Annotated in this window: 10 protein-coding genes; 5 read left to right on the forward strand and 5 right to left on the reverse strand. The window is 43.4% G+C overall.

Translation table 11 applies throughout. The annotated features are described in order from the left end of the window. Nucleotides 1-160 precede the first annotated feature (160 nt). From G3570_RS09980 to G3570_RS09990, 3 genes are all read left to right on the forward strand, one after another. Nucleotides 161-664, forward strand: a complete 504-nt coding sequence (locus tag G3570_RS09980) for a DUF4402 domain-containing protein (protein ID WP_165141862.1) — start codon at nucleotides 161-163, stop codon at nucleotides 662-664. 156 nt (nucleotides 665-820) lie between these two features. After that, entirely contained in the window at nucleotides 821-1,645 is an 825-nt protein-coding gene (locus G3570_RS09985; protein ID WP_165141864.1) for a fimbrial biogenesis chaperone, read from the forward strand. Between the two features lie 50 nt (nucleotides 1,646-1,695). Beyond that, entirely contained in the window at nucleotides 1,696-5,115 is a 3,420-nt protein-coding gene (locus tag G3570_RS09990) for an SPOR domain-containing protein (RefSeq protein ID WP_165141866.1), read from the forward strand. 12 nt (nucleotides 5,116-5,127) lie between these two features. Here G3570_RS09990 and G3570_RS09995 read toward each other — a convergent pair whose 3' ends face one another. The 5 genes from G3570_RS09995 to alaS form a co-directional block, all read right to left on the reverse strand. Beyond that, complete coding sequence (locus G3570_RS09995) at nucleotides 5,128-5,550, reverse strand: hypothetical protein (RefSeq protein ID WP_165141868.1); 423 nt, start codon at nucleotides 5,548-5,550, stop codon at nucleotides 5,128-5,130. A gap of 290 nt (nucleotides 5,551-5,840) precedes the next feature. After that, nucleotides 5,841-7,124 (reverse strand): pyruvate dehydrogenase complex dihydrolipoamide acetyltransferase, encoded by a 1,284-nt coding sequence (locus G3570_RS10000; protein ID WP_165141870.1) that lies wholly within the window; start codon nucleotides 7,122-7,124, stop codon nucleotides 5,841-5,843. A gap of 126 nt (nucleotides 7,125-7,250) precedes the next feature. Next, on the reverse strand, nucleotides 7,251-8,234 hold the full coding sequence (locus G3570_RS10005; RefSeq protein WP_165141872.1) for a pyruvate dehydrogenase complex E1 component subunit beta: 984 nt from the start codon (nucleotides 8,232-8,234) through the stop codon (nucleotides 7,251-7,253). Nucleotides 8,235-8,327: 93 nt separating this feature from the next. Then, a complete protein-coding gene (gene pdhA, locus G3570_RS10010; RefSeq protein WP_165141874.1) occupies nucleotides 8,328-9,434 on the reverse strand; it encodes a pyruvate dehydrogenase (acetyl-transferring) E1 component subunit alpha in 1,107 nt (368 codons plus the stop codon). A gap of 180 nt (nucleotides 9,435-9,614) precedes the next feature. Continuing rightward, nucleotides 9,615-12,281: an alanine--tRNA ligase gene (alaS, locus tag G3570_RS10015; protein WP_165141876.1), complete on the reverse strand. Its 2,667-nt coding sequence runs from the start codon at nucleotides 12,279-12,281 to the stop codon at nucleotides 9,615-9,617. A gap of 166 nt (nucleotides 12,282-12,447) precedes the next feature. Here alaS and G3570_RS10020 point away from each other — a divergent pair, with 166 nt between their 5' ends. Beyond that, nucleotides 12,448-13,023 (forward strand): DUF502 domain-containing protein, encoded by a 576-nt coding sequence (locus G3570_RS10020; RefSeq protein WP_165141878.1) that lies wholly within the window; start codon nucleotides 12,448-12,450, stop codon nucleotides 13,021-13,023. Nucleotides 13,024-13,062: 39 nt separating this feature from the next. Further along, nucleotides 13,063-13,938 carry a YihY/virulence factor BrkB family protein gene (locus G3570_RS10025; protein WP_165141880.1) on the forward strand — a complete coding sequence of 292 codons (876 nt, stop codon included), beginning with the start codon at nucleotides 13,063-13,065 and terminating at the stop codon, nucleotides 13,936-13,938. Nucleotides 13,939-13,998 lie beyond the last annotated feature (60 nt).

A 13,998-nucleotide genomic window follows, 5' to 3' on the forward strand; every position in this document is an offset into this window, starting at 1 on the left:
CATAAATATGTGTTTGCTAAGCTGAAAAGATGCCATAATAAGCTCTAAACATCGATTTTTAGAAAGTCTTAATTAAGAGTATCTAACTAGGACAGGCTTCAGAAGGCATTTATCTTTCACAAAAGAAAATAAAATCATCTACAATAAAAGGACAATAACCATGAAACGATTACTCCAAATAACACTCGTTGCTTTTATAATGACCGGCTTGACCACTGTAGCATTTGCTCAAGGTCAATCAGATAATGCTTCAATAGGTGCCGATGCTACCGTAATAGCACAACTTGATGTCACCGCAGGAAGCAGTCTTAATTTCGGAAACGTAACTCCGGGTGTTTCAAGCTCTGTTGCCTATGGCTCAGGCGGTTCTTTTTCAATTACAGGTGGCGGAGGAGCTTCTATTGATTTAGATTTCACTTTGCCAGCAAATTTGACTCTCGGTGCCAACAATTTACCAATTTCTTTCAGCACTACTGATGCAAACTGGGAAGACGGAAACACTTCAAGCGGATCCAATGAATTTGATCCTAACGCCGGTACTACTATTACTTTTCCTGCCGATGGAGATATGACAGTATTTATTGGTGGAACCGTAAACCCGGGCGCCGGACAAGTTGCAGGAACCTATACAGGTAACATTGTATTGACAGCGACTTATAACTAGCAGATATCACATATTTTTAAAAAAGCCAAGGTTCATAATCTTGGCTTTTTTATTGTAAATCACCTTCTTATTTGCCATGCATAAAGATTCTTTAGAATGGTTTTTTAGTTCAAATTCCTTAGGTTCTTTACAATAACCATAATTGAAGCCCCTGCAATGAAAAAGCTGTCTCTCATAGTTCTACTAATTTTGGCCTTTTCTGCTAACGGTGTTTTGGCGCAAATTACTATAGCGCCAACTATGGTTTTTGTTGACCAGCAAAACCGGTTTGGCAGTTTCCTGGTACTAAACGGCTCAGAAGAAGCCCAGGAAGTCTCCATTGAGTTCCCATTTGGTTATCCTGTGACAGGACCGGAGGGAAATATAGATATGATTTATAATGATAGTACTGCTGCTAATCAATATGGTATCAGTGATGTAGTAAGAGGTTTCCCGCAAAATTTTGTACTGCAACCCGGTGAACGCCAGACAGTCAGGCTTACCATTCGGCCAAAAGATTATTCAAACGGGACCTACTGGACCCGCATAAAAACGACCTCAAACGCCCAGGAGCCTGCCATAGGGGCGACCTCAGATGATGAAATTACCGCCCAGATAACTTATCAGTTTGAACAGGTTACCACGTTGTTTTACAAGCACGGAGAGACAAATACCGGAATCGATATTAATAATTTCTCTGCCCGTGATACCGAAGATGATATTGAGTTTATCATCGACGCAAGCAGAACCGGTAATTCCCCCTTCCTGGGTTCCATCATCCTGGAAGTAAACGATGCCGATGGTAACACAGCAGCAGAAAAACTGGCTTCAACTTCCATTTATTTTGATTACCGGCAAATTTTTTCGATCCCTAAATCAGATCTCAATGACGGCAATTATAACGCTACAGTCACTTTTAAAACGCAACGGCCCGATGTCCCGAATGAAGATATCGTACAGATGAATCCCGTCTCAAGATCTATAAGTTATTCCAAAGAGTGAGCAAACCCGGTGTTACATGTATCTTAGCCGCCTTCGTAATATGTTTATTGTTGCCTGCCGGCAATTTTGCTTACGGTGTGGAACATTCCCCCTCCTCTTCCAAACTGCATGAATTACCTACGGAACAGGAAGTTTTTCTTTCTTTCAACTATAGAAACCTCTTCGAGAAAGTCATCATTGCTTACTATGAAGATGGAAAATACTATCTACCACTTTCCGAAATATTCAATACTCTAAAAATACCCTATGAGGTAAATACCTCCCGCCTGACAATGAACGGTAGCTACCTGGAGCCGGAGAACAGTTATCGTTTCGACTTTGCAAACTACACGGTAAGCCTCGACAGCCGAGGCAGCTTTAGCTACACAAGTAGCCAGATGCTTGTCAAAGAGATGGATTTCTATGTAGAGCTGGAAGTTTTATCCGAGGTCTTTAACCTGAACTTTACCGTTGACCTTAATAACCTGTTGCTACAACTACAGACACCGGAAGTGTTGCCGATCGTCAGGGAACAGGAACGGGCAGAAAGGCGTAGGAAAGCTGAATTGCAAGAAGTTCAACAAAACTTCTATCCTCTTGAATACGACCGGGACCGTGACCTCCTGGGAGGAGGATTTCTCGACTACTCACTTTCTGCAAACCTGAACGAGTCAATAAATTTTTATACTTATAATTTTGACCTGGGAACTGAAGTATTAGGCGGTGACCTGCAAGGTTCGGCTTTTGGAAGCTATTCCGAAGATTATTCAAACTTTACAACCAACAACCTGCGATGGCGTTATGTGATGAGGAATAATAGGAACCTCACACAAATATTTGCAGGGCAAACAAATTCCGACGGGTTAATAAATCGGAATTTTACCGGAATACGGTTGACCAACGAACCTATTGAACCTCGCTTTCTCTATGATTCTTACGAAATTGAGGGGCGAGTTGAAGCCGGTTCGGAAGTAGAACTATACTATAATAATAACTTGTATGACTATAAACGTGTAACCGATACAGGGCAATACCGCTTTTTGGCACCCCTCACCTACGGCACTTCGCGTCTACGCCTTCGAATTTATGGACCTGACGGTAGTATAACAGAACGGGAAGAGCGCATTCAAATTCCCTTCAGCTTTCTACCAAAGGGTGAATTTAGCTATCACCTGAATGCAGGACGATTGAATAATGCCATATTCGGCAGCGGCAGTGAAAGTAATATCGTTCAAGGAGATTTCGCATATGGGATATCGAGTTGGTTAACCCAAAAGGCAGGTATTGAATATTTCAATGAATTTTCAGATCAAACGCCTCTTATATACAGTTCTACCTCTGCCAGGGTTCTGGACGAATACCTGTTCAACCTCGACATTGCCCCCAACGCTTTTTACAGGATTTCCGGAAATGTTGTATATCCCAACTCGGCTAGCTGGGGTATCAATTATACCTATTTTACCGGTAGGGGTATTTACAATCCCCTTGGTTATGAAAGTGAGGTTTCAGGTAATGTCTTTGTCCCTTTTCGCTTATCTGAAATTCCTTTCAATCTGAGGGTGACCGGAAACTATGCCGTCAAAGAGCCGCTGGACAACAGTACTTATACTATTGATCTGAATTCCAGGATCAACCGTCTTAATCTACGTCTCAGTTATCGTGATAGGGAGTTCGGAAGATTCAATTTAAGTCCTGGAACCAATTCTTCTCTTGCTGCCTCAGCTACCTATTTAGTTTCCAGGAAACCTGAGATTCCCTGGTACCTTCAAAATACATTTATCAGCGGAAGTTTGGAATATAATCCCGGCTTATCCACTTTTGAGGAAGCTGAGCTTCAAGCATCCCGGAGCGTATTTGACAAAGGAAGACTACAGGCTTCCTTTTCAAGAAATTTCTTAGGTAACTTCAGCTATATAAATGTGGGATTAACTATCGATTTCAACAGCTTCCGATCTACATCAACGGCCCGAAATATCAGGCGTGAATCTTCTTTCACACAGAACATACGGGGATCGGTAGGATTTGATGACTTTAACAACGATGTTGTGTTATCAAACAGACAGCAGGTCGGTCGTTCTGCAACTTCCCTGAGGCTTTATGTGGATTCAAATAACTCCGGTTCCTTCGACGAAGGTGATGATGTAATTAATGATGAAGCCGTTCGCATTGGAAAAGCGGGCGTTACCACTAGTTCTAAGAACGGTATTCTCAGATTCAGCCAGCTGCAGGCCTATCATCGCGTCAATATGGAAATCAACGAATCGGCTATCAAGAATCCATTACTGATACCTCAAATAGATCAGTTCTCTATAGTTACCGATCCCAATCAGTATAAGCCGATTAATATACCGTTTTATGTCAGTGGGGTTATTGAGGGAAGGGTCAGACGCCTGAATACCAACGGTGAGCAAACAGCACCAGGCATTCGACTTTACCTGAGATCGGAAGACGGAGATTTTGAACGTGAAATACAGACCTTCTCTGACGGCAGTTTTTATGCCTACGAGGTGCCTCCCGGCAATTACAGCCTGCAGGTTGATTCAACCCAGCTCCAGTTTCTGGATGCCCGAACCGAGCCTGAAATTTTATCCTTTGAAGTTGAATCTTTAGCCGAAGGAGATTTTGTGGAGGATTTGCGTATCAATATTGTACCCAAGACTGCAACATCGTCCCCCGACACTTCGAAAACTGATCCGGAGACTACTCAGGAAAATCCTATAACTGAGAAACAGGATCTATTTTATCAAATTCAAATGGCCAGTTATGCAACTGCGAGCTTTACCCTCCAGGCAGTGGAGTGGGCTGAAGAACTATTCCCTGAAGCTTTCTACATTCGATATAACCCCAATGCAAATCTGTATGGAGTGCGTACAGCAGTGATGACAGACAAGAAAAGAGCCCTGCAAAAGTATGCACAATTTAAAGAGAGTCGATTCAATGAACCGGCTATAGTTGTGTCCCGTGATTCAGCTGGAAGCTCAAGAAATCTTTACCCGGGTTATGCGGTACTCTTTGGAACACTGAAAACTCAAGCCAAAGCAGAAGATTACGCCCAACAGGTTGCGCAAATTACCGGGTATGAATCAGAAATTGAGTTTATTGAAAGTGATACTATTTATAGTGTGAGATCAAAAACCTTTGAAAACAGAGACGATGCTGTGGCAGTGGCACAAGACCTTTACAGAAGATCCATATCTTCAGAGAGTAAATTCTCCCTGGTTCGGGTGGGTGAAAATGAAATATCGGGCCTCAGATTTGAATATGCTATTGAGGTTACAGGACTCAGCGGTAACACTGTCAGAGAATATCAGAACCTGATTCGGGATAGAAGAATAATACCTGAAAGTACCAGAATGGAAATAACCGATTCGACGATACGTATTGAGGGGATTTCATCATGGAGCCGAACAGTTCAGACCAAACGACAACTGGATCGTTTACTAAAAGAAGGCATGCCTGTTATCTTTTTAAAACAGTATAATGCAGAGTAGAGGAATCAGAAGCTACAAATAGGCTACAGAAGTTGTTAAGGTCCCTTTTAAAGATCCGGCCGGTCGCGCGGTTTCAGTAAGCGGTACGAGATTCAATTCGGAAGTAATCCCCTGATCAGTAATGTAATCCTGATAGGTTACCGGGAGCTCAAGACTTTTCCCGCTTTCATCTCTCAATAGCATCTTTTCCGGTCTTTGCATAATAAAAACCGACCCGGGTTCTCTACTAAAACTGATTTTGGAAAGTTCGGTCAATCCATTTGCGGTAACGGATTTATTCAACACCACTTTCTGTGGTTGATGCATAGAAATACTGTTCCCTTCAATTACCGTAACCTGCACTTTCATGGTAGCCTGTGCCGCTTGCTGAGCCATCAGTGTCGATACTGAAGCCAGGAAAAAGAGAATGGTTACTGTTAGTCTCTTGGAATTCATTATGTCACCCTGTAAATGATTTTATTCTACTATCAATATATTATAAATATTTAATATTAAAAACTTCTAATGTTAATTAGAGGACTCTAATGTTTAAAAATGGCGATTATAGGACTTGGTAGCGCTTTTACAATGATTAGAATATAGAGAATGTCAAATAACAGGCTATTTCACAAAGATGCACAGAGTATAATGGACCTCTCTTTGGTAATCAGTGGAAAACAGAAGGGAATAAAAAAAGCCCTGAATCGAATGTTCGACTCAGGGCTTTCAATACATTTTAAAAGGTATCAGAGCAGCATTCCCAGTGGGTTCTCCAGCAGGTTTCTTACTGTAGAGAGAAACTGGGCTGCGGTGGCACCGTCTACAATACGATGATCACTCGAAAGCGTGGCTTTCATGCGCTTGCCGGGAACAACTTCCCCGTTCTCAACTACGGGCACATCGCGTATGGCCCCTACTGCAAGTATACAGGCATTTGGTGGATTGATGATTGCCGTAAACTCTTCTATACCAAACATGCCCAAATTACTGATGGTGAAGGTGCTTCCTTCCATCTGCTCGGGTTGAAGCTTGCGGTCGCGTGCTAACTCAGCCAGTTCTTTGCTTTCGGCTGATATTTGTGCCAAACCTTTCTGATCAGTTTGCGGAATAACCGGCGTCACTAATCCCTCTTCAATGGCTACTGCAAATGCTACATTAACATCTCCATGTTCCAGAATGGTATCTTCTTTCCAGGAACTGTTTATAGCTGGATGTCTTCGTAACGCCATAGCACACGCTTTCACAACAATATCATTGAAGCTAATCTTCACATCACTGGCTTCGTTAAGCTTCTTACGCGCTGCGAAGACATGCTGCATATCAATATCGATGGTCTCATAATAATGCGGACTACTGTACTTACTCTCAGCCAGTCGACGCGCAATCGCTTTACGCATTTGTGAAACACGATGTTCTTTATCCTCTTTCGAGGCACTCGGCATAGCTGCCGGAGCAGCAGGTTGACGAGAAGGCGTATACTCTTCAATATCTCTTTTAATAATTCGGCCTTCGGGTCCGGAACCCTGTACGCTGGATAATTCAATACCCTTCTCTTCTGCCATTTTCCTGGCCAGTGGTGAAGCTTTTATTCGACCGTCATCGGTGACCGAAGCCGACTTCTGCTTAGTTCCCTGCTCAGATCCGTTTTGTTCTAATTCACCAAACACGGGATCTATCGGTTCTTTCTCCTCGCTCTTATTAGCTTTCTGCTTTTCTTTCTCGCTATCCGCAGTCTCTTCTTTAGCCCCGTTACCGCTTTGTGCTTCTTCCACAAGATCGCTGATATCTTCGCCTTCCTCTCCGATAATAGCCATTATTTTACCCAGAGGAACGGCATCACCCTCACTCGCCAATATCTTGAGGATGGTTCCGGAATCAAATACTTCAACCTCCATGGTCGCCTTATCGGTTTCTACTTCGGCGATAACATCTCCGGATTCTACTTTATCCCCTTCTACTACATTCCATTTGGCGATTACCCCTTCTTCCATGGTATCGCTGAGCTTAGGCATTTCAACTTTTATAGCCATACTAAAATTTCTTTATTATTAATTGATCTAGCTTCAATAGATTATGTCATTCAATAGATTTCCAAGTAACAAAGAGACAATGTAACAGAGAGTATTATCTCAGTCACTTTGTTTCTCAGTTATTTGTTACTTTCTATAGGTAACGGTATTCACCGCTTCAATTACCTGATCCGGGCTCGGAAACCACTCATCGAACAGGTTCTTGGCAAAAGGTGCACTGGTATCGGGCAGTGTGACCCGTTGAACAGGAGCATCCAAATAATCAAACGCTTCACGCTGAATGAGATATCCCACCTCTGCGGCAAGACCTCCGAAAGGATGTGCTTCGTCCACAATTACACACCTGTTTGTTTTCTTAATCGACTTGACAACCGTTTCCATATCTAAAGGTTTGACGGTACGGGGATCAATAATTTCGGCTTCGACGCCATCATTTGAAAGCTTCTGTGCGGCCTGTGTAGCCACATGGTACATCTTTCCGTGTGCAATAATAGTTACATCAGCACCTTCCCGCTTAACCTTCGCCTTTCCGATCGGAATGGTATAATCGTCTTCTTCCGAAACCTCTCCTTTCAGCCCGTACATCTGCTCCGACTCCATAAACAGTACCGGGTTATCATCACGGATAGCTGACTTTAGCAATCCTTTGGCATCATCAGGTTCGGATGGATAAATTACTTTCAGTCCCGGAAAATGTGCGTACATGGAATCATACGATACAGAGTGCGTAGCACTTAGCTGACCTGCAGAAGCATTTGGACCCCTAAATACAATAGGGATGCTGATCTGCCCGCCGGTCATGTATCGAATCTTTGATGCGTGATTGATGATCTGATCGGCAGCAAGTACAGCAAAATTAAAGGTCATAAATTCAATAATAGGCCGTAACCCATTCATAGCGGCACCTACACCGATACCGGCAAAACCAAGCTCGGAGATGGGAGTGTCAATCATTCGCTTTGAGCCGTATTTGTCCAGCAATCCTTCGGTCACTTTATAAGCGCCGTCGTATTCGGCTACCTCTTCGCCCATTACAAAGATATTTTCATCATGAGCCATCTCTTCATCAATCGCGGCTCGTATCGCTTCCCTAAATTGTAATTCAGCCATATCTGGTTTCGTTCTTACGAATTTATTGATTTAATAAAATTTCCTATTCAGGTGTGGGACACTTTAAAAGTGTACTACACCAAATTTTAGCTTCTAAGTATGAAACGGATAATCATCTTCAACAAAGACGTCATTATAAAGATCGTCCTTATCCGGGAAGTCGCTCTCTTCGGCAAAGTCAATCGCTTCCATTACCTCATCTTCAATACTATTCTGAATCTCATCTACCTTATCCTGATCGGCAAGATCATTATCCAGCAGGTACCTTTTGACGCGCTCCACAGGGTCCAGTTTTTCATATTGTTCGAGCTCTTCCTTGGTGCGGTACTTCATAGGGTCTGACATTGAGTGCCCTCTGTACCGGTAGGTTCTGATCTCAACAAACCAAGGCATGGAATTTTCACGAACGTCTTCGGAAATCTCTTTCATGGCTTCATAGACGGTAAACACATCCATACCGTTTATGACCTTCTTCTTCATTCCATATCCGTCAGCACGGTCAACGATTTCACCCACAGAGTGACGGTGGACGGCAGTACCCATCGCATAACCGTTATTTTCTACGGCATAGATGCAGGGAAGACCCCAGTTCTGACTCATATTAAAGGTTTCATGCAGAGCTCCCTGCGGAACAGCTCCATCTCCCAGGAAACAAGCGGTAACTCTTCCGTTCTGCTTGTATTTATTCGCAAAGGCAATACCTCCGCCCAGCGGAATATGTCCGCCTACAATACCGTATCCTCCCCAGAAGTGTTCTTTTACATTGGCAAAGTGCATGGAGCCTCCTTTACCTCTTGAACAACCGGTTACTTTTCCGTAGAGCTCTGCCATTCCTTCTTTGGCAGATACTCCCCTTACCAGTCCCCAGCCGTGGTCACGGTAGGCTGTAATAATATCGTCATCATCATTAAGGGCATAGGTAGTTCCGGTTGAAATAGCCTCCTGCCCCATGTACAGGTGCAAAAAACCGCCGAATTTTCCCTTTTGGTACATCTGCATTGCCCGTTCTTCAAATCGTCGCTGCAAATACATCTGTTCAAACATATCGACGACATCTTGGTCAGAAAGACCCAGATCTTTATGCGTCTTTTCGGTGGGGTCAGGCAATTCGGTACTTCTAACGATTTGTCCATTCGATCGAATGCCTGTTCCTGTCGGGGTAAATGTTACGTCCTTATTTTTTTCTTTTTTCTTTGCCATAATAAAAGTAGCTACAATTCGGCTATTGTGATTTCCATTTAACAGGAGTCGAAAATATACTTAAAATTCATAAAGATTACAGGCGATGTTCTAATGGACTACGGTCGACACAGAATTGACAGATTTAAACAGATATCTATTCAAGAACACCTTTTCTGCACTCTTTGCCATAATGCATATTTATTTTAAAAGACCGGCTATAACAGATTCAGCCTGGTTAAGCACTTTGTCAAGAGCTTCTGGTTTGCGTCCGCCGGCAGTTGCAAGATCAGGTTGACCACCTCCCCCGCCTCCGAGCATGTTGCCAAGCTTGCTAACGAGTGAACCCGCTTTGAGCCCTTTATCAATCAAATCTTTGGTTACGGCAGCTGCTATGTACACTTTGCCTTCGCCTGTATCTTTTGAACCCAGTATTGTGACCGTTCGTTCTTTTACTTTATCCAACGACTCATATCCCAACTGCTTCAGCAGATCCATATCCGCACCGGTAATTTCTCCTGTTACAAGTCGAATATTCTTATCGATCAAAGAGGCATTTTCGATAAGCTGGTTAAGCTTAGTGCTGCTCTGCTGATGACGAAGCCGTTCAACTTCCTTCTCCAACTGCTTACGTTCTTCGATCAGGTCACGAATATCTCTAACCAGATCTTCACTTTGGCCGATTTCGGACTTCACTGAGTGTACCAGCTCTTTTTCATTTCTAAGGTATTCATCAGCCTTCAACCCGGTTACCGCTTCAATTCGTCTTATTCCTGCGGCAGCCGACGATTCACCCAGGAATCTGAAGTATCCAATTTCACCTGTGGCATTCACGTGAGTGCCGCCGCAAAGTTCTACGGAATAGTCCGAATCAAAAGTGATCACTCGTACCTTTTCGCCGTATTTTTCCCCGAAAAGCATCATCGCCCCGCGTTCTTTAGCCTCATCTATAGGCACTTCCCGCTCTTCCCGCTTTTCAATATTATCCTGAATCCGTTCATTGACAATGCGCTCTATGGTATCCAGCTGTTTGTGCGTAACCGCTTCGTAGTGAGAAAAATCAAACCGAAGGTGCTTCTCATCAACAAGAGAGCCTTTTTGTGCTACATGCTCTCCCAGCACACTTCTCAGGGCAGCGTGTACCAGGTGAGTAGCGGAATGGTGTTTCCGGATCTCCTTCCTTCGTTCCGCGTCAACGATAGCCTCCCAATCTCCGTCGGGATCTTCAGGTAGCCTGTCTACGTAGTGGACAAACCCTTCAGGACCTTTTTGTACATTCAAGACTCTAATATGCTCTTCACCATTCGTTAAAATCCCGGTATCGGCGACCTGGCCCCCGCTCTCAGCATAAAAAGGTGTTTTATCCAACAGAACAGCCCCTTTCTCATTCTCATTACGCATAGCTTTTATATGGGCTTCAGCAGATAATGTATCATAACCGATAAAGGTGAAATCATCAGTATCCTGTACCTTGATCCAATCTTCCTTATCGGAATGGTCGGCACCAAACTTTCCGGCTGCCCTGGCCCGTTCTTTCTGCTCTTTCATGAGACGGTTAAATCCTTGCTCATCTACTTCAACACCACGCTCCCGTGCCATCAATTGCGTAAGGTCAATCGGAAATCCGTAGGTATCATGCAGCTTAAAAGCATCCTCTCCGGACAGTTCGTCTTTACCTTCTACCATCTCATTGAAAAGTTCAATGCCTTGTCCCAGGGTCTTTAAAAAGCTCTTCTCTTCTGCCCGAACGACATTGATCACATAATCCTGCTGTTTAACCAGTACCGGGAATACCTCTTTAAATTGTTCGGCAAGAGTCGGAACAAGTTTATGAAAGAAAGGTTCTTTAAGATCCAGTTTATCCCAGCCGTATCGAATAGCGCGCCTCAATATCCTTCTGACTACATATCCGCGGCCTTCATTACCGGGTGATGCACCGTCGGCAATTGAAAAACTTACTGCCCGTATATGATCAGCAATAACCCGCATGGCGATATCCGTCTGTTCATTATCACCGTAATCAATACCGGCCAGTTCAGAAATTTTATCTAGCAGAGGTTCAAAAAGGTCAGTATCGTAGTTGGACTTCTTTCCCTGAAGAACAGCACATATGCGTTCGAATCCCATGCCGGTATCTACATGCCGGGCGGGTAGTTTCTTCAGGGATGAATCCGGCTGCCGGTTAAACTGTATAAAGACGAGGTTCCAGATTTCCATTACCCTTGGATCATCCATATTCACCAAGTCGGCTCCGGGCTTTTTCTCACGTTCTTCATCCGGACGCAGATCGATGTGTACTTCCGAGCAGGGACCGCACGGGCCGGTATCACCCATTTCCCAGAAGTTATCTTTCTTGTCGAACTTGAGGATATGGTCTTCGGCAATACCTGTTTCAGACTTCCAAAGATCAATAGATTCCTGATCTACAGGCAAGCCGTCTTCTTCGTCTCCTTCAAATACGGTGGCATACATTCGATCCGGTTCAAGCCCCCACTTATCAACAAGCAGTTCCCAAGCCCATCCAATAGCTTCTTTTTTGAAATAATCCCCGAACGACCAGTTGCCCAGCATTTCAAACAAGGTATGGTGGTAGGTGTCGTGGCCCACTTCTTCCAGATCATTGTGTTTACCACTGACACGTATACATCGCTGGGTGTCGGCAGCTCTTTTCCAGGTCTTTTCTTCTCTTTTTAAACCTGATTCCTCACCCAGGAATATGGGCTTGAACTGATTCATCCCTGCATTGGTAAACAACAAGGTTGGATCGTTTTGCGGCACTACCGGTGCACTCGAAACAATGATGTGGTCTTTTTCTTCAAAAAAATCAAAAAAATCCTGGCGGATCTGAGCGGAGCTCTTATGCGACATTCTGCTTAGTTTTATGTATTGCTTTACGTTTAAGCCTCCAAAAATAGTAAAAAAACAGGTGACACTCACCCTTGCAGCCAATTTTTGATGGATTGCTTATCAGTGTGAAAACGACAGTGAAATGAATTAGATTCCCTATTGAATATCCAAGCTTAATTCTTCCCATATGAGAACCTTATTTAACTATTTCTTACGCGGACTGCTATTCGTTTTCCCTTTGGCTGCAACACTCTATATTATTATATCAGCGGTACGGTGGTCCAACCAGACATTCAATGATCTGCTTTTTGAATGGCTGAATATTGACATACCCGGGCTCGGTATCATTACGGTTTTCATTGTAGTAACAGTAATCGGTTATGTTTTCTCAAGAGCTTTTACCCGCCCCATTGTCAATTATTTTGAGAACTTACTGACACGCGTTCCGCTGGTAAAAATCATCTATACCTCTCTGAAAGAACTTACCGAAGCATTTGTCGGGGATAAGAAACGATTTAATAAGCCCGTGCTGGTAAAAATTGGTTCGAAAGATTTACAACGCATAGGTTTCGTTACCCAAAAAGACATGCAGGAGATCGGCCTTAAAGATATGGTCGCCGTGTATTGTCCGCACTCTTATAATTTTTCGGGCAATCTTTATCTTGTCCCAAATTCACATATCACTCCGTTGAATTTAAACTCCACGGAGGTTATGAAATTTGTAGTTTCAGCCGGTGTAACGAAAATTGAATCACGATCTTAATAAACATAACCGATACAAGGTTAATTTGCTTCAGGGATTATGGGAGAAAGCGGCGTGTCAGCAGCATTAAATCGAATCAAGCTGATCATTGGCAAAAGCATCAGTAATGCCATAGATGATGAAGTGCCGCTTCATGGTGCAGCAATTGCTTTCTATACCATATTTTCGGTTGCACCACTTTTTATCATTGTCCTATCCATTTCTCAATATTTACTTAGCGGTGACCTAGTCAGGCAAAAACTGTATACCATTGTTGCCGACTATACCGGACCTCAAATGGCCAGCTCCATTCAGACACTTGTAGAAGCTTACAGCAATACCGCATCCAATACGTTTACCTATATCATCGCACTGGTCATGCTAATCTTCGGTGCAACCACGGCTATCACCCAATTAAAGGCCTCACTGAATACTATTTGGAATGTCCCAGAAGAGGACAAGCATTTTATTTTCAAATACCTACTTGACCGTTCGATTTCTTTCCTTGTCATCATTATCATCACCGGTCTTTTTGTCGGTGTACTCCTGCTTGAAGCAGTAAGTCCTGTCATCACTAGTTTTTTCCACACTTTACTACCTGAATTTATTACATCTTTTCTATTCTTAGGGTTACCACTTTCTTCGGCCCTGATGACCCTGCTATTTTTCTATATCCTGCTTCGTATTCTTCCGGATACTACTATTCCCCGAAAAGATGTCTTCGTGGGAGCCCTTTTCACGACCCTTCTCTTTCTGATTGGGAAATACCTACTGGCTCTATACCTGGGCAATTCTTCTGTTCAGCTTGCTTATCGTGCAGCCGGTTCCTTTGTAGTTTTTCTGATTTGGGTCTACTACAATATCCAGATCTTTTTATTCGGGGCTGAATTTACAGGGGTATACGCCAATAGGCACAAGTTGGAAGGTTACAAGTGATCTCTCTTTTTTCTGACCTATCTCACTGGAATCAAGCAATCCCCAAATAAAGAATCTAAT

The organism is Halalkalibaculum roseum (assembly GCF_011059145.1).
GTDB classification, from domain to species: Bacteria; Bacteroidota; Rhodothermia; order Balneolales; family Balneolaceae; genus Halalkalibaculum; species Halalkalibaculum roseum.

Coding starts and splice junctions, on each gene's coding strand:
- G3570_RS09985 (WP_165141864.1), top strand. CDS start 821: ATGAAAAAGCTGTCTCTCATAGTTCTACTAATTTTGGCCTTTTCTGCT.
- pdhA (WP_165141874.1), bottom strand. CDS start 9,434: ATGGCAAAGAAAAAAGAAAAAAATAAGGACGTAACATTTACCCCGACA.
- G3570_RS10025 (WP_165141880.1), top strand. CDS start 13,063: ATGGGAGAAAGCGGCGTGTCAGCAGCATTAAATCGAATCAAGCTGATC.
- G3570_RS09995 (WP_165141868.1), bottom strand. CDS start 5,550: ATGAATTCCAAGAGACTAACAGTAACCATTCTCTTTTTCCTGGCTTCA.
- G3570_RS10020 (WP_165141878.1), top strand. CDS start 12,448: ATGAGAACCTTATTTAACTATTTCTTACGCGGACTGCTATTCGTTTTC.
- G3570_RS10000 (WP_165141870.1), bottom strand. CDS start 7,124: ATGGCTATAAAAGTTGAAATGCCTAAGCTCAGCGATACCATGGAAGAA.
- G3570_RS09980 (WP_165141862.1), top strand. CDS start 161: ATGAAACGATTACTCCAAATAACACTCGTTGCTTTTATAATGACCGGC.
- alaS (WP_165141876.1), bottom strand. CDS start 12,281: ATGTCGCATAAGAGCTCCGCTCAGATCCGCCAGGATTTTTTTGATTTT.
- G3570_RS10005 (WP_165141872.1), bottom strand. CDS start 8,234: ATGGCTGAATTACAATTTAGGGAAGCGATACGAGCCGCGATTGATGAA.